Genomic DNA, 14,458 nt, shown 5'->3' with positions numbered 1-14,458 from the left:
TCGATTTGACACAGCTTCGCGGGAGCATGCTGCCCTTTTGACAGGGCCAGCATGCGACTGCCTTTCCTGCTGCTTGCCGGCGCACTGAGCCTGCTGCCGGCGATGGCGCCGGCCGCGCCGGTCGAGATCGGCTTCTCCGACTTCTTCGCGTCCCCCATCGGCCCGCGCGGGCTGGAGCCCACGGCGCAACTGAAGGCTGCCGCTGGCCGCGAGGTGCGCCTGGTGGGTTTCATGGTGCAGCGCGAGCAGCCCCAGGCCGGCCAGTTTCTGCTGACGCCGCGGCCGGTCTCGATGTCCGAGCATGCCGACGGTGATGCCGATGACCTCCCGGCCTCCACCGTCACCGTGCTGCTGCCCGAGTCGCAGAGCGCGCGCTTTGTCGCCCACCAGGCCGGGCCGCTCGCCCTGACCGGCCGCCTCGAGTACGGCCCCGCCGAGGATGCGACCGGCCGCGTCAGCTGGATCCGCCTGCACCTCGCGCCTGACGCCCTGGCCGCGCAGGCCTCGGCTGCCGCCTCTCCCCATTCGCACTGAGCTGTTGCCATGAAACACACCCTGCTGCTTGCCGCAATCGCCGCTGGCTCCGCCGTCGCCGCGCCCACCGTGACCCGCCTGACGCCGCCCAGCGAACTTTTCTCCAGCGGCCGCGCCGACCCCGTCATCGCCCGCTTCCTGCCCGGCCAGCGCTTCGACCTGCAGGCCACGATCAAGCCCGACGCCGGCCAGAAGATCACCGCGGCGCGTTATTTCATCGACGGCAAGCCGGTGGCGGCCACCGTCGCGCTGCGCGAATGCGCCAGCGGCTGCACCAAGGGCCTGGCCGCCGAGACGACCATCGCCACGGTGCGGGCCGTCTCCAGCGAGCTTGCCGGCAAGCATGAGTTCAGCGTCGAAGCCACCCAGGCCGACGGCCAGAAGGTCGTCGCCAAGGGCAACTTCGAGGTCGTGCCCTTCACGGCCGCCCTCGGTCCCAAGGTCAGGAACATCATCATCCTGCTCGGCGACGGCATGGGCGCCTCGCAGCGCACCGCTGCGCGCATCGTGCATGGCTATGCGCAGGGCAAGGCCCTGCAGCCCCTGGCCATGGACACGTTCACGGCGACGGCCATGGTCAAGACCTCGTCGCTGAACTCCATCGTGACCGACTCGTCGCCCGGCATGACGAGCTATGTCAGCGGCAACAAGAACAACAACAACGAGGAGGGCGTCTTCCCCGACGATACGGTGGACGCCTTCGACAACCCGCGCGTCGAGTACCTCAGCGAGTATCTGCACCGCACCCAGGGCAAGCAGCTTGGCGTTGTCACGACGGCCGACGTCTTCGACGCCACGCCGGCCGGCAATGCCGTGCACACCAGCAACCGTGGCGCAGGCACCGGCATCGTCGACCAGTTCTTCGACGACCGCGGCCACACCGGCCTGACGGTGCTGATGGGCGGCGGCCGCAAATGGTTTTTGCCGGCCGGCACGCCGGGCTCGGCGCGCACCGACAGCAGCGACTACGCCTTCTCGGCGACCGACCCGCACACGGCCGAGATCGTCAAGCGCTGGGGTGTGTCCGCGGGTGGCCTGGACAAGGGCCGCGACCTGATCGGCGCCTTCCAGTCCGCCGGCTTCCAGTACGCGGCCACCAAGACCGACCTGGACAAGGCCGACGCCGCCAAGCCCCTGCTCGGCCTGTTCGCCTTCTCCAACATGAACGTGGCCCTGGACAAGATCAACGGCCGCCGCGGCGCCGACAAGAACGGCCTGCAGGGCGGCAGCGTCGTCGACGACTTCGGTCTGCCCGACCAGCCCATGCTGGACGAGATGGCGGCCAAGGCCATAGCCGTGTTGAAGAAGTCGCCCAAGGGCTTCGTGCTGCTGGTCGAGGGCGCCTCCATCGACAAGCAGGCCCACAACATGGACACCGAGCGCTGGATGCTGGACACGCTGGAGTTCGACCGCGCCGTGCGCGTGGCCCAGGACTTCGCGGCTGAGCAGGGCGACACCCTGGTCATCGTGACGGCCGACCATGAATGCTCGGGCGCGGCCCTGATCGGCGGCTCCATGGTGACGGACAAGGCCCTGGTCGACCTCGCCGCCAAGAAGGGTGTGCCCCATCTGCGCAACCAGGTCGTCGGTGTCTACGAGAAGGCCGGCTTCCCGCACTACAAGATCGCGGCCGACGGCTACCCCGAGACGACCGACATCGACTTCCGCCTGCTGGTGGGCTACGGCGCCAATGCCGATCGCTACGAAGACTGGCGCACCAAGAAGACGCCGCAGCGCGACGTCCAGCAGCCCTTCGCCAGCGAGGCGCCGCTGAAGTGGTACCCGGCCAATGCCCAGGAGCGCGACGATGCGCTGGGCGACTACCTCGTCACCGGCCAGGTGCCCGGCGAATCGGCCGTGCACACCGCCACCGACGTGCCGCTGTCGGCCTATGGCCCCGGGGCGCTCGCCTTCACCGGCGTCATCGACAACACCGACGTCTTCTTCAAGCTGGCCCAGGCTGCCGTCAAGGGCGTCGTCGCGCCCGCCGATACTTCGGGCTCCAAGAAGCCCCCCAAGCCCAAGCGTTGAAGCCCACCGAGACCGCCCCCGTCGCGTCATCCCATTCCCGTTGGCGCTGGCTGGCGGTCCTGGCTTTCGTGGCGTTGCTGTGGGCGGCGGTTGAGGTTACCGGCCTGCGCCAGCAGATCAGCCTGCAGGCCGTGCGCGAGGGTTTTGACCATCACCGGGTCTGGGGCATGGTGGCCTTCACGGCGATGTTCGTGCTGGCCAATCTCGTGCACATCCCCGGCGGCTTCTTCCTCGCCGCGGCGGTGCTGGCCCTGGGGCCGGTGTGGGGCGCGCTGACGACCTATGTGGCCGCCTGCATCGCCTGCACGGTGACCTTCGTCGTCGTGCGCGCCCTGGGCGCCGACGCGCTGCGTGAGCTGGACAACCGCCTGGCGCGCCGGCTGTTCGCGAGGCTCGATGCGCACCCGGTGCGCAGCGTCGTCATGCTGCGCACGGTCTTCCATTCGGTGCCGGCGCTGAACTACACGCTGGCCCTGTCGGGCGTGAAGCTGCGCGACTACGTCATCGGCACGCTGCTCGGCCTGCCGCTGCCCATCCTGGTCATCACGGCGCTGTTCGACACGCTGGCGGTGTGGATGGGCTGGGCCACGCACTGAAGACCCCAGGCGCACGCGGCTTGGCGCCGCTGGCGATGATGGGCCGATGACCCCCTCCGCGACCCGCCAGCTCTGGCTGCTGGCCCTGGCCAATTTCGCCATCGGCATGGGGGCCTTTGTTGTCGTCGGTGTGCTGTCGCCGGTGGCCCTGGCCTTTGGCGTCGACCGGGCCCACGCCGGGGCGCTGATGAGTGTCTATGCCGGCACCTATGCCATCGCTTCGCCGCTGTTGATCGCGGCCACGGGCCGGCTGGACCGCAGGCGGCTGATGTCCATCGGCCTGGCGCTGTTCGCATTGGGTTCCGTCGCGGCGGCGCTGGCGCCGAGCTTTGCCATGCTGCTGGCGGCACGCGCCCTGATGGCCCTGGGGGGCGGCCTGGTCACGCCGGTGGCGGCTTCCGTCGGTGTGGCGCTGGCGGGGCCGGGCCAGCAGGGCAGGGCCCTGGCCATCGTCTTCGGCGGGCTGACATTCGCCCAGGTGCTGGGCATTCCGGCCGGTGCCTGGCTGGGCTATGCCCTGGGCTGGCAGGCGGCTTTCGTCGTCGTGGCGGCGCTGACCGTGATCGGCCTGGCCGCCATCGTCATGGCCCTGCCGGCCGGCATCGCGGTGCCGGTGGCCAGCCTGGCCAACCTGGGCAGGGTGCTGCGCGATGCTCGGCTCATGGTGGCCGTCGCCTTCACGGCCCTCTTCACCGGCGGGCTTTACGTCTGCTACACCTTCGTCGCGCCGCTGTTCGAGACCGTCTATGGCCTCAGCCGTGACGGCGTGACCGGCATGCTGCTGCTGTTCGGCCTGGGAGCCGTCATCGGCAATGCCATGGGTGGGCGCCTGACCGACCGCATCGGTTCACTTCGCACCCTGGTGCTGCTTTGCCTGGCGCAAAGCCTGCTGATGCCGGCATTGACCCTGCCGACCTGGCCCTTGCCCGTGGTGGGCGCACTGATGCTGGTCTGGAGCGTGTTCGGCTGGAGTTTCATGGTGCCGCAGCAGGCGCGGCTGGCAGCCCTGGACCCGGCCCAGCTGCCGGTGCTGTTCGCGCTCAATGCCTCGGCCATCTATGTCGGCGCCACGCTGGGCTCCGGCGTCGGCGGTGCGGTGCTGAAGGGGCTGGGCCTGCACGCCCTGGGCCTGTTTGGCGCCGCGCTGGCCCTGTTTGGTCTCGCGTCATTGGCATTCCGTCGCTGAGCTTGGACAGCGGCTGACACGCACCGGATACTGCCACTTCCACTAGGAGACACCCCCCATGAAGACTTGGCTGATCGCCACTTTTGCCCTGGCCGCTGCGGCTGCACAAGCCCAGGGCAATGACCCGCTCAAGGCCGCCGTTGCCGCCGACAACCGCCTGGTCGGCAATGTCGCCCGCGACAACTACCGCCATCCCTACGAGACGCTGAGCTTCTTCGGCATCAAGCCCACCGACACCGTCGTCGAGCTCGCCCCGGGCGGTGGCTGGTTCACCGAGATCCTGGCGCCCTATCTGCGCGAGGGCGGCCAGCTGTATGCGGCCGACGGCGGCAGCGTGCGCTTCAAGGCCAAGATGGACTCCATGGGCGTCTACAGCAAGGTCAAGATCAGCAGCTTCGACCCCGCCAAGGGCCAGTTCGACATCGCCCCGGCCGGCAGTGCCGACGTGGTGCTGACCTTCCGCAATGTGCACAACTGGATGAACGGGGGCACGGCCCAGGCGGTGTTCGACGCGGCCTTCAAGGCGCTCAAGCCGGGCGGCACCCTGGGCGTCGAGGAGCACCGCCTGCCGGCCTCGCGCACCCAGGACCCCAAGGCGCCGAGCGGCTATGTGCAGGAAGCGACCGTCATCCAGTTCGCCGAGAAGGCCGGCTTCAAGCTGGCGGGCAAGAGCGAGGTCAATGCCAACCCCAAGGACACGGCAGACCATCCCGACGGCGTCTGGACCCTGCCGCCGACCTATGGCCTCAAGGACAAGGACCGCGCCAAGTACCAGGCCATCGGCGAGAGCGACCGCATGACGCTGAAGTTCGTCAAGCCTTGATCCACGCGGTTGTCGGGTATGGCCGCCTGGCGCAGGCCCTGGTGCCAGCGCTGCGGGCCGCCGGCCAGCAGGTCGTTGTCGGCCGGCGCTGGCCGGTCGACGGCGAGCTCGGCCAGGTGCAGGCGGCGAGGCGGGCGGATTGGGTCTGGCTGACCGTTCCCGATGACCAGATCGCCGCTACGGCCGCCAGCCTGCCCTGGCGCCCGGGCCAGCTCGCCCTGCATTGCAGCGGTGCGACGCCCTTGTCGGCCTTGAGCCCTGGCCTGGCCAGGGCGGGCTTTCATCCGCTGAAGCTGCTGGCGGGCGACGCCGGGCTGGCGGGTGTGCACGTCGGCATCGAGGCGGACGCCGTCCATGGCCCGGCGCTGGAAGCACTTGCCCAGGCGCTGGGCATGGTGCCGCTGATGTTGTCTTCACCCATGACGGCCCAGGCCCGGGCGGCCTATCACGCGGCGGCCAACCTCGCCGCCAGCGGTGTGCTGGCCGTGCTGGCCGAGGCCCAGTCGCTGTGGAGGGCTGCGGGGCTGGCGCCCGAGCAGGCCCTGCCCGCGCTGACGCCGCTGACCCGCGGCGCGCTGGACACGGCGCTGACTCGCGGCCTGGCCGGCGCTGTTTCCGGCCCCATCGCCCGCGGCGACGCCGGCGTGCTGGCCCGTCACCTGGAGGCGCTGGCGGCCGCCGGCCTGGAGGCCGACCTGCTGCGCGCCCTGGGCCTGCGCCAGCTCGCCCTGGCCGAAGCCGCCGGACGCCTGGATGTGGCACAGGTCACGGCGCTGCGTGCCCTGCTGGCAGCGCGCTGAATACGTTTGCATGATGGTGTGACAAAGGGCGCGTTCGGCCGCTTATCAGGCATTTGCTTGATAAAGCCCCAGTCCTAAACTGCCCCAGTCCCGTCGCTGTTGCCGGGCACACCCAGGGAGTTCCACATGTCCGACGCATCCATCCAGGCCATGATCCGGGCCGACGCCGCCCAGGTCCTGCATGATGTGGTCGAGGAACTGCCCGACGCGCGCGAGCGCCTGGCCTATGTGCGCAGCATGACGGAGCAGGCCGCCACCAAGGTGCTGAACTTGGTGGAAGCCGCCGCCGACGACGCCGAGGCCGTGCGCAAGAAGGGCCGCGAGCTGTCCGACGCGCTGAACCGCCTGGCCCTGTCTAGCAACATCAGCCCCGACCGTGCCCGCGCCCTGATGAAGCTGTGCGCCGCCTACGCGTCGGATGCCGCGAGCTTTGCCGCGCGCGAGAAGTCGCTGCACACCGAGATCATGATGTCGCAGGACTTCCAGGATCTCTCCGGCCAGGTCATCAACAAGGTCAGCCGGATGCTGGAGCGCGCCGAGCCGCCGCTCAAGGATCTCGTCGCATCCCTTCCGGCACCGGCCTCTGCCGCCACGTCTGCCGAACTGGGCGGCGTGCAGACGCCTGACAAGGCGCTCAAGCAGGACGACGTGGACGACCTGCTGGCTTCCCTCGGCTTCTGACCTCCTGTGTTTTCAGTTCCAGCTCGCCGGGTCGAGCTTGTAGTAGCTGCTCAGCTCTGCATACAGCGCCGGGTGCCCGGCTGCCAACTCGATCGGCCGCTCGAAGAACAGCTCGCTGATCACCGCGAAGAACTCCGCCGGGTCGGTCGCCGCATAGGGATCGATGAGCCCCGGCTCGCCGCGTGCCAGCCGCCAGCGCAGCGCATCGAACTCGTTCTGCATCACCGTCGACCAGCGCCGGTAGGCCTCGGCCGTCGGCAGGGCCGGTGCGCCATTGGCCGGGCCGCCGGCCTGGTCCAGCTGGTGGGCGAACTCATGGATGACGACGTTGTGGCCGTCGCCGGGCGTTGACGCACCGCGCTTGACCTCGTCCCAGGCCAGCAGCACCTGGCCCTGGCTCCAGCTTTCGCCGGCCAGCACGCGGCGCTGGTCCGACAGCACGCCGCCCGATTCCGTCACCGGCCGGTCGACGACAAAGGCGCCGGGGTAGATCAGCACCTGGCGCAATTCCGGATAGAGGCCGCGCGCCGAACCGAGCAGGGGCAGGCAGGCCAAAGCCGCGATGGTCACGCGGATCTCGTCCGTCACGCGCAGGCCGCGGCAGCCAAGGATGGGCTTCTCGGCCAGGAAGACCTGCATCAGCCCCTTCAGCCGCAGCTGCTGGCGGGCTGGCAGGCGGGACACCAGCGGCACATGCCGACGCAGCAGGCGCCGCCAGGACTGAGGGAAAGGGCGGCTCGCGATGCGTTCGCGGCGCCGGCGCACCCACAGCGGCCACAGCGCGATGCCGGCGGAGGCGAGCAGGACGAGGCAGAAGCAGATGAACAGCGGCATGGTTCGCAACTGGGCTCGCCGCCGTGCTTTGCAAGTCCCCCGGAGCTCGGGGTATGCCCGACTCGCCCTATCCTGCGGCCATGCCCGAACCCGAGTCCCGTCTGCAAGCCTGGCAGGTTCTGCTGGGCGGTATCTGCGCCCTGGTGCTGACCATCGGCCTGGCGCGTTTCGCCTACACGCCGCTGCTGCCGCTGATGCATGCCCAGGCCGGCCTGGGCGTGGCCGATGGCGGCCTGCTGGCGGCCATCAACTACGCCGGCTATATGAGCGGCGCGCTGCTGGCCGCCTGGATCGAAAGCCCGGCATGGCGGCAGCGCCTCTACGTCTGGGGGCTGCCGCTGGCACTGCTGATCACGGCGCTGATGGGGTGGAGCACCAGCTTCGGCGTCTGGGCCCTGTCGCGCTATGTCGGCGGCCTGTGCGGCGCGGCCGGCATGCTGCTGGGTTCGGGCCTGGTGCAGGGCTGGCTGATCCGGTCCGGACGTCGGCCGGAACTCGGCATCTATTTCATCGGCCTGGGCCTGGGCATCGTCGTGTCGGCTCTGGGCGCGATGGGCATGACGCGGCTGGAGCTGGGCTGGGCGGCGCAATGGCAGGGCTTTGCGCTGCTGGGCCTGGCCTTCCTGTTGCCGGCCTGGTGGTGGCGGCCGCCGGTGCCGCCGCGGGCCACCCAGGCCGCGGCCGGCGCTGCGCCCAGCCGGCGCTGGGTGGGGCTGATGGCAGCGGCCTATTTCTGCGGTGGCTGGGGTTTCGTCGTCAACGCGACCTTCACGGTCGCCATCGTCGAGAAGCAGCCGCTGCTGGCCGGCCAGGGGCCCTGGGCGTGGCTGCTGGTGGGCCTGGCGTCAACACCGGCCGTGTTCGTCTGGGACCGCATCGCACGCCGCACCGGCGACGTGGGCGCGTTGCTGATCGCCTTCGGCCTGCAGATCTGCGGCGTGCTGCTGCCGGTGCTGGCCAGCGGGCTGGTGGCGGCGTTGGCGGGTGCGTTGCTGTACGGCGCGACCTTCATCGGCATCGTCAGCCTGACGCTGGCCCTGGTCGGCCGGCACTCGCCGGCCAATCCGGGCAAGGCCATGGCCCGGCTGACGCTGAGCTATGGCGTGGCCCAAGTCAGCGCTCCCGCGTTGACCGGTCATATGGTGGAAGCCAGCGGCAGCTTTGACGCCGCGGTGTGGCTGACGGCCGCCGTGCTGGCGGCCGGCATGCTGCTCCTGGTGGCGGTGCGCCGCCAGGAGGCCTGAAGCGGATTACTTGCCCGGCGGCAGGTTGCGCTGTTGGCGGATGGCGTCGGCGGTGGCGGCAACGCCGGCGCGCTCGGCCTCACGCTGCTCGGCGGTGCGGCAGCGCGACTTGGACAGCATCGAACCCGTCGAGACTTCCTTTTCGCACGTGGCGCCGCCGTCGTTGGCGGCCGTGTTGGTGGTGGGCGCAGGGGTCGAGGCACAGCCTGCCAGTGCGAGGGCGAACAGGGAGGAAAGCAGAAGGTGTTTCATGGAATCAACGGAGCTCATGACGCCGGTTACGCTGGATTGCGCGCGCGGATGATAAGCGGCAGGAAACGTCTGCTAACGCCACCGACCCAGTCATCTAAAGGATGCGCAGGCAACTCTACAAAGCGGCAACCAAGTAACCCTCTGTGACGCCAGGTCATCCGCTAAGGGGCCTGGGGGGTTAGTGGCGTACGGCCGTGTTTTTGCGGCCTGGAGTAGTCCCATGAAACGCCTGGCCCTTGCCATCAGCCTGATCACTTCCGCCGCCCTGCTCTCGGGCTGCATCATCGTGCCGCCCCGCCACGGCTACTACCGTGACGGTGGCTACCACCGCGATGGCGGCTATTACCGCGGTGGCGGTTACGGCCCTCGATAAACCGGCGACAACCCGCCGCTGCCCCGACGCGGCCTGGAGATTCCAATGAAAAAACTGACTCTGGTGCTTGCCCTGGCCTCATCGGCCCTGCTGTCGGCCTGCGTGGTCGTGCCCGCCCACCGGGCCGGCTACTACGACGGCGGCTCGACCATCGTCGTCGACGCACCGCCGCCGGCGCCCTATGCCGAGGTCGTTCCCGTCATGCCCTACCCGGGCGCGGTCTGGATTGGCGGCTACTGGGGCTGGAGCAGTGGCCGCCACCACTGGGTGCCCGGCTACTACGAGCGCCCGCGCGCCGGCTATCGCTATGAGCCCCACCGCTGGGAGAACAGCGGCGGGCGCTGGCATCTGCGTGCCGGCGGCTGGATCCGCCTCTAAACGCGTTCGATGATGGTGGCGATGCCCATGCCCCCGCCCACGCACAGTGTCACGGCGCCGGTCTGCAGGTCGCGCCGCTCGAGTTCATCGAGCAGCGTGCCCAGCAGCATGGCGCCGGTGGCGCCGAGCGGGTGGCCAAGGGCGATCGAGCCGCCGTTCACATTGATGCGATCCAGGTCCAGGCCGAGGTCGCGCGCCGTCTTCATCGGCACGGCCGCAAAGGCCTCGTTGATTTCCCACAAGTCGATGTCGCTGGCCTGCATGCCGGCCTGACGCAGCGCCTTCTGGCAGGCCGGCGTCGTGCCGGTCAGCATGATGGTCGGCTCGCTGCCGGTCACTGCCGCTGCGCGGATGCGGGCGCGTGGCTTGAGCCCGGCCGCGTCGCCACCGGCTCTGGAACCCACCAGCACCAGGGCTGCGCCGTCGACGATGCCGGACGAATTGCCGGCATGGTGGCGGTGCTCGATGGCTGCGGCCTGCTGGTACTTCTTGAGTGCCAGGCCGTCGAATTTCGCGCCCAGCTTGATGAAGCTCGGATTCAGCGCGGCCAGGGTTTCGGCCGTCGTCTGCGGGCGGATGGTCTCGTCCTCGGCCAGCAGCAGGACGCCGGCGGGGTCATGCACCGGCACCAGGGCCTTCGCAAAGCGGCCCTCGGCGCGGGCCATCGCCGCACGCTGGTGGGAGCGGGCCGCCCAGGCGTCCAGCTCCTCGCGCGTGAAGCCTTCCAGCGTCGCGATGAGATCGGCGCTGATGCCTTGCGGCACGAAGCCGATGGCATGGACGACGCGTTCGTCCAGCATCCAGGCACCGCCGTCGCTCCCCATGGGCACGCGGCTCATGCTTTCCACACCACCGGCAACGACCAGTTGCTCGAAGCCGCTCGCCACCTTGGCCGCGGCCAGGTTCACGCTTTCCAGCCCGGAGGCGCAGAAGCGCGACTGGGTGACGCCGGCGACCGTCTGCGCCCAGCCGGCGTCCAGTACGGCGATGCGGGCGATGTCTCCGCCCTGCTCGGCGATGGGCGTCACACAGCCCAGCACGACATCGTCGACCAGCGTGGTGTCCAGCCCCGTGCGCTGCTGCAGGGCCTGCAGCACGCTGCGCACCAGCCAGATCGGCGTGGCTGCATGCAGCGACCCTTCGGGCTTGCCCTTGCCGCGCGGCGTGCGGCAGTGGTCGTAGAGATAGGCGTCGAACATCGGGGATCCTGGCAGTACTTGGGCGAACTTCATTGTGAGCCCCAAGCCGCAGCGCGGCGCCGCAGGAATTCGCGCACGGCTTCATCGCTTTCCAGCGCAACCGCACGCCCGCAGGCTTCGCGCGCTTGCGCCTCGCGGCCGCAGCGGCCCAGCAGCTCGGCGCGCGCGGCCCAGTAGGGCTGGTAGTCGCTCAACGCCGCATGCAGCGTGTCCAGTGCCGCCAGAGCTGCCGTGGCGTCGGTCGTGTGGGACAGCGCCACGGCGTGGTTCAGCGCGGCGACCGGCGAGCCGGTCAGCTCGCACAGCGCGGCGTACAGGCGCTCGATGGCCGGCCAGTCGACGCGGCCGCTGCGCCGGCCCTGGACATGGGCCGATTGCAGGGCTGCCTCGAGCTGGTAGCGGCCCATGCGGCCGTGGCTGCTGGCCAGGTGCAACAGCCCTTCGGCCTCCCGGATGAGCTGGCCCTCCCAGCGCGCCGGGTCCTGCATCGTCAACGGGACATAGACACCGTCGACGTCACGGCGGGCGGCACGGCGCGCGTGGGAATACAGCATCAGGGCGAGCAGGCCCAGGGCCTCGGGCTCCTGCGGCAGCAGCGAGGCGACGAGGCGGGCGAGGCAGATCGCCTCGTCGGCGAGGTCGCGCCGGCGCGGGTCCGTGCCGGTGGCGTCGGTCCAGGCGTCTGCATAGACGGCGTAGATTGCCGAAAGCACTGCGCCCAGGCGCTCGGCCAGTTCATCGCGGGCCGGGACTTGCAGGCCGATGCCGGCCTGGCGGATCTTGGCCTTTGCACGCACCAGGCGCTGGCTCATCGCGGCCGGCGCCACCAGGAAGGCCGCGGCGATGGTTGCGGCGTCGAAGCCGAGCACGGCCTGCAGCATCAGCGGCGCACGGGCGGCCGCGTCGATGGCCGGGTGGGCGCAGGCGAACATCAGCTCCAGGCGCCGGTCCGGCAGCGCATGCGCTTCGGGCGGCGTCTCGAGCTCGGCCAGCCATTCCAGCCAGGCGGCGGCTTCGTCGCCACGCCGCCGCTCGCGCAAGGCGTCGGCCGTCTTGCGGCGCGCGACGGTCAGCAGCCAGGCATCGGGGTTGTCGGGCACGCCGTCCAGCGGCCAGCGGGCCAGGGCGGTCTCGAAGGCGTCGGCCAGCGCGTCCTCCGCGCCGGCCACGTCGCGCGAGCGGGCCGACAGAAAGGCCACGAGGCGCCCATAGCTGCGCCGCGCCGCCTGCTCCGCGGCGGCGGCGGGATTCACTTGCCCATCTGGCATTTGCTGCACTTGTGGCGCATGGAGTGTTGCAATCCTGGGCCGAGCGCTGGGCCGCTCCCGAGCCGGCCCGACTGGCGTCGCTTGGGGCTCAATGCCGCAAGCGACGTCGTCCCCTCGGGGGACCGGCCAGACGCACCGCGTTCGGCGGTGTGCGGCTGGACGAGGGGCTTCACTTCATATCCCACACGGGCCTGACCTCGACGGTGCCGTGGCTGGCACCGGGGCAGCGGGCCGCCCAGCTCAGCGCGGCATCCAGGTCGGGCACGTCCAAGATGAAGTAGCCGCCCAGCTGCTCGCGGGTCTCGACGAAGGGGCCGTCCAGCACCTCGGTCTTGCCGTTGCGCACGCGTACCGTCGTCGACATGTCGCCCGGCTTCAGCCTGTTGCTGCCGCGGTCAATGCCCGCCTTGGACAGTGCCTCGGCGTAGGCGGTGTAGGCGGCCATGGCAGCAGCGCTCTCGGTCTCGCTCAGCGCCGCAAAAGCGACGGGGTCGGCGTGGATCAGCAGCATGTATTCCATGGGAATCTCCTCGTTGGGTTCGAACGGCGCGACATGCACCGTCCGACAATGACGCCCGGCGTGCCCGCCATTTCGACATCGGCCCCAAAAAAACTCACATCGAGCGCGAGGCCAGCTCCTTCATGATCTCGTTGGTGCCGCCGTAGATGCGTGTCACGCGGGCATCGGCCCACAGCTCGGCGATGGGGGTCTCCAGCATGTAGCCGTAGCCGCCGAAGAGCTGCAGGCAGGCGTCGGTGAGTCTGGACGCGAGGTCGCTGCACCAGGCCTTCACCAGGGCGGCGCGGGCGGCATCGAGTTCGCCTTTCAGATGGGCGGAGATGGCCGCATCGAGGAAGGTGCGCGCCGCCAGCACATCACTCTGGGCCTGGGCCAGCACGAAGCGGGTGTTCTGGAAGCTCCAGATGGTCTGGCCGAAGGCCTCGCGTTGCTTGGCGTAGGCCACGGTGTCGTCCAGCGCGCGCTCCATCATCGCGACGGCCTGCACGGCGATGACCAGGCGCTCCTGCGGCAGCTCGCCCATCAGCTGGCCAAACGCCAGGCCTTCCTGCTCGCCCAGCAGGTTGGCGACCGGCACGCGCAGCTCGTCGAAGAAGAGCTCGCTGGTGTCCTGGGCCTTGAGACCGATCTTGTCCAGGCGCCGACGCGTCAGGCCGGTGGTGCCGGCATCGATCTCGGCCACGATCAACGACAGTCCCTTGGCACCCGGGGCGTCACCCGTGCGGCAGACGATGACGATGAGGTCGGCGTTCTGGCCGTTGGTGATGAAGGTCTTCTGGCCGCTGATGACGTAGTCGGCGCCCTCCCGCCTTGCGCGGGTGCGGATGGCCTGCAGGTCCGAGCCTGTGCCGGGCTCCGTCATCGCGATGGCGCCGACGCGCTCGCCCGTGGCCAGCAGCGGCAGCCAGCGGCGGCGCTGCTCGTCTTTGCCGTGGCGCAGCAGATAGGGCGCCACGATGGCCGAATGCACGCTGCCGCCAAAGCCACCCAGATTGGCCCGCGCCGCCTCCATGACGATGACGGCCTCGTGGCCGAAGTCTCCGCCGCTGCCGCCCAAGGTCTCGGGCATGGCCGCACACAGCAGGCCCTGGGCGCCGGCCTCGCGCCAGGTGTCGCGTTCCATCAGGCCAGCCTCGCGCCAGCCGGCCGCGCGCGGCAGCCAGCGCTCGGTGAAGAAGCGCGCCGCGCTGTCCCGCAGCAGGCGGTGCTCGGCACTCATCCAGGGGGATTCGAAGAGGGGCAGGGGCATGGTGGTCGGCTTTGATGATGCCAGCCCGTGTCAGGGCCGGTCCGGGAGGCTACATTCGCGCTTTCGCTCGATCAGGGAGTTCGTCGTGAGGTCTGCTCTTCAGTTCACCAGCGTGCTGTCCTTGCTGGCCCTGCTGTCCGCCTGTGCGGCTCCGCAGCCGCAGCAGCGTTCGGAGCAAGTCGCCCAGGCAGAGAGCCCGCAGGCCGACGGCCCGCAGGCTGACGTGGTCTGCTTCTATGAGGCCGCCACGGGCACCAACCGCAAGGTCCGGCGCTGCATGAGCAAGGAAGACTACAAGCAGGCCATGGAGTCGGCGCAGCGCATGGGCAACGAGATCAAGGCCCCGCCGCCGCCGCCGCGGTGAGTAAGGGTCTGTTGGCGCCATGGCAGTGGGCCGCGAAGGCCCGCCGCAAGGGGCCAATCTAGACGCAGCGCGCCGCCCGCACTCGCGTGCGGGCCAGGGCTGCAACAACGAGTGGCCCCTTGCGGC

Annotated in this window: 17 protein-coding genes; 11 read left to right on the top strand and 6 right to left on the bottom strand. The window is 70.0% G+C overall.

Annotated features, from left to right (window positions below; all coding sequences use genetic code 11):
• Nucleotides 1-51: 51 nt before the first annotated feature.
• The 7 genes from ACS5PN_RS30125 to ACS5PN_RS30095 all read left to right on the top strand — a co-directional run bounded on the left by ACS5PN_RS30125 (nt 52) and on the right by ACS5PN_RS30095 (nt 6,651).
• Nucleotides 52-534, top strand: coding sequence for a hypothetical protein (locus tag ACS5PN_RS30125; RefSeq protein ID WP_439467715.1), 483 nt, complete (start codon nt 52-54; stop codon nt 532-534).
• A 9-nt stretch (nt 535-543) separates the two neighbouring features.
• Entirely contained in the window at nt 544-2,565 is a 2,022-nt protein-coding gene (locus ACS5PN_RS30120; RefSeq protein ID WP_439467714.1) for an alkaline phosphatase, read from the top strand.
• A complete protein-coding gene (locus tag ACS5PN_RS30115) occupies nt 2,562-3,161 on the top strand; it encodes a TVP38/TMEM64 family protein (RefSeq protein WP_439467713.1) in 600 nt (199 codons plus the stop codon). The genes ACS5PN_RS30120 and ACS5PN_RS30115 overlap by 4 nt, the downstream gene beginning before the upstream one ends.
• 46 nt (nt 3,162-3,207) lie before the next feature.
• On the top strand, nt 3,208-4,347 hold the full coding sequence (locus ACS5PN_RS30110) for an MFS transporter (protein ID WP_439467712.1): 1,140 nt from the start codon (nt 3,208-3,210) through the stop codon (nt 4,345-4,347).
• 58 nt (nt 4,348-4,405) lie between these two features.
• A complete protein-coding gene (locus ACS5PN_RS30105) occupies nt 4,406-5,170 on the top strand; it encodes a class I SAM-dependent methyltransferase (RefSeq protein ID WP_439467711.1) in 765 nt (254 codons plus the stop codon).
• Nucleotides 5,167-5,970 (top strand): DUF2520 domain-containing protein, encoded by an 804-nt coding sequence (locus ACS5PN_RS30100; RefSeq protein WP_439467710.1) that lies wholly within the window; start codon nt 5,167-5,169, stop codon nt 5,968-5,970. Before ACS5PN_RS30105 ends, ACS5PN_RS30100 begins: the two co-directional genes overlap by 4 nt.
• Before the next feature lie 126 nt (nt 5,971-6,096).
• On the top strand, nt 6,097-6,651 hold the full coding sequence (locus ACS5PN_RS30095) for a protein phosphatase CheZ (RefSeq protein WP_439467709.1): 555 nt from the start codon (nt 6,097-6,099) through the stop codon (nt 6,649-6,651).
• Between the two features lie 12 nt (nt 6,652-6,663).
• On the opposite strand, the gene ACS5PN_RS30090 is transcribed toward ACS5PN_RS30095, so the two are convergent.
• Complete coding sequence (locus ACS5PN_RS30090; protein WP_439467708.1) at nt 6,664-7,485, bottom strand: zinc-dependent peptidase; 822 nt, start codon at nt 7,483-7,485, stop codon at nt 6,664-6,666.
• 80 nt (nt 7,486-7,565) lie between these two features.
• On the opposite strand from ACS5PN_RS30090, the gene ACS5PN_RS30085 reads away from it, so the two are divergent.
• A complete protein-coding gene (locus ACS5PN_RS30085) occupies nt 7,566-8,729 on the top strand; it encodes a YbfB/YjiJ family MFS transporter (RefSeq protein WP_439467707.1) in 1,164 nt (387 codons plus the stop codon).
• 6 nt (nt 8,730-8,735) lie between these two features.
• Here the strand turns inward: ACS5PN_RS30085 and ACS5PN_RS30080 are convergent, their stop codons facing one another.
• Nucleotides 8,736-8,981 carry a hypothetical protein gene (locus tag ACS5PN_RS30080; RefSeq protein WP_439467706.1) on the bottom strand — a complete coding sequence of 82 codons (246 nt, stop codon included), beginning with the start codon at nt 8,979-8,981 and terminating at the stop codon, nt 8,736-8,738.
• 220 nt (nt 8,982-9,201) lie between these two features.
• On the opposite strand from ACS5PN_RS30080, the gene ACS5PN_RS30075 reads away from it, so the two are divergent.
• Together ACS5PN_RS30075 and ACS5PN_RS30070 are read left to right on the top strand one after the other, a co-directional pair.
• Nucleotides 9,202-9,354 (top strand): hypothetical protein, encoded by a 153-nt coding sequence (locus ACS5PN_RS30075; RefSeq protein WP_439467705.1) that lies wholly within the window; start codon nt 9,202-9,204, stop codon nt 9,352-9,354.
• Nucleotides 9,355-9,399: 45 nt separating this feature from the next.
• Nucleotides 9,400-9,732: a hypothetical protein gene (locus ACS5PN_RS30070; protein WP_439467704.1), complete on the top strand. Its 333-nt coding sequence runs from the start codon at nt 9,400-9,402 to the stop codon at nt 9,730-9,732.
• On the opposite strand, the gene ACS5PN_RS30065 is transcribed toward ACS5PN_RS30070, so the two are convergent.
• The 4 genes from ACS5PN_RS30065 to ACS5PN_RS30050 form a co-directional block, all read right to left on the bottom strand.
• Nucleotides 9,729-10,931, bottom strand: a complete 1,203-nt coding sequence (locus ACS5PN_RS30065) for an acetyl-CoA C-acetyltransferase (RefSeq protein ID WP_439467703.1) — start codon at nt 10,929-10,931, stop codon at nt 9,729-9,731. The two genes, ACS5PN_RS30070 and ACS5PN_RS30065, sit on opposite strands and share 4 nt — an antisense overlap.
• A 29-nt stretch (nt 10,932-10,960) precedes the next feature.
• Nucleotides 10,961-12,199 carry an RNA polymerase sigma factor gene (locus ACS5PN_RS30060; protein WP_439467702.1) on the bottom strand — a complete coding sequence of 413 codons (1,239 nt, stop codon included), beginning with the start codon at nt 12,197-12,199 and terminating at the stop codon, nt 10,961-10,963.
• A 169-nt stretch (nt 12,200-12,368) separates the two neighbouring features.
• Nucleotides 12,369-12,719, bottom strand: coding sequence for a YciI family protein (locus ACS5PN_RS30055; protein WP_439467701.1), 351 nt, complete (start codon nt 12,717-12,719; stop codon nt 12,369-12,371).
• A 94-nt stretch (nt 12,720-12,813) separates the two neighbouring features.
• Nucleotides 12,814-13,968: an acyl-CoA dehydrogenase family protein gene (locus ACS5PN_RS30050; RefSeq protein WP_439467700.1), complete on the bottom strand. Its 1,155-nt coding sequence runs from the start codon at nt 13,966-13,968 to the stop codon at nt 12,814-12,816.
• Between the two features lie 85 nt (nt 13,969-14,053).
• Between ACS5PN_RS30050 and ACS5PN_RS30045 the strand changes: the two genes are divergently transcribed.
• Nucleotides 14,054-14,332 carry a hypothetical protein gene (locus ACS5PN_RS30045; RefSeq protein ID WP_439467699.1) on the top strand — a complete coding sequence of 93 codons (279 nt, stop codon included), beginning with the start codon at nt 14,054-14,056 and terminating at the stop codon, nt 14,330-14,332.
• The last annotated feature ends 126 nt before the right edge of the window (nt 14,333-14,458 follow it).

This window comes from Roseateles sp. NT4 (assembly GCF_051857475.1).
Lineage (GTDB): Bacteria > Pseudomonadota > Gammaproteobacteria > Burkholderiales > Burkholderiaceae_C > Pelomonas.
Note: the sequence above shows the minus strand (reverse complement) of the source record. Positions and strands in the feature narration are given on the sequence as shown.

Coding starts and splice junctions, on each gene's coding strand:
- ACS5PN_RS30070 (WP_439467704.1), top strand. CDS start 9,400: ATGAAAAAACTGACTCTGGTGCTTGCCCTGGCCTCATCGGCCCTGCTG.
- ACS5PN_RS30120 (WP_439467714.1), top strand. CDS start 544: ATGAAACACACCCTGCTGCTTGCCGCAATCGCCGCTGGCTCCGCCGTC.
- ACS5PN_RS30065 (WP_439467703.1), bottom strand. CDS start 10,931: ATGTTCGACGCCTATCTCTACGACCACTGCCGCACGCCGCGCGGCAAG.
- ACS5PN_RS30125 (WP_439467715.1), top strand. CDS start 52: ATGCGACTGCCTTTCCTGCTGCTTGCCGGCGCACTGAGCCTGCTGCCG.
- ACS5PN_RS30050 (WP_439467700.1), bottom strand. CDS start 13,968: ATGCCCCTGCCCCTCTTCGAATCCCCCTGGATGAGTGCCGAGCACCGC.
- ACS5PN_RS30090 (WP_439467708.1), bottom strand. CDS start 7,485: ATGCCGCTGTTCATCTGCTTCTGCCTCGTCCTGCTCGCCTCCGCCGGC.
- ACS5PN_RS30055 (WP_439467701.1), bottom strand. CDS start 12,719: ATGGAATACATGCTGCTGATCCACGCCGACCCCGTCGCTTTTGCGGCG.
- ACS5PN_RS30095 (WP_439467709.1), top strand. CDS start 6,097: ATGTCCGACGCATCCATCCAGGCCATGATCCGGGCCGACGCCGCCCAG.
- ACS5PN_RS30085 (WP_439467707.1), top strand. CDS start 7,566: ATGCCCGAACCCGAGTCCCGTCTGCAAGCCTGGCAGGTTCTGCTGGGC.
- ACS5PN_RS30060 (WP_439467702.1), bottom strand. CDS start 12,199: ATGCCAGATGGGCAAGTGAATCCCGCCGCCGCCGCGGAGCAGGCGGCG.
- ACS5PN_RS30110 (WP_439467712.1), top strand. CDS start 3,208: ATGACCCCCTCCGCGACCCGCCAGCTCTGGCTGCTGGCCCTGGCCAAT.
- ACS5PN_RS30080 (WP_439467706.1), bottom strand. CDS start 8,981: ATGAAACACCTTCTGCTTTCCTCCCTGTTCGCCCTCGCACTGGCAGGC.
- ACS5PN_RS30075 (WP_439467705.1), top strand. CDS start 9,202: ATGAAACGCCTGGCCCTTGCCATCAGCCTGATCACTTCCGCCGCCCTG.
- ACS5PN_RS30105 (WP_439467711.1), top strand. CDS start 4,406: ATGAAGACTTGGCTGATCGCCACTTTTGCCCTGGCCGCTGCGGCTGCA.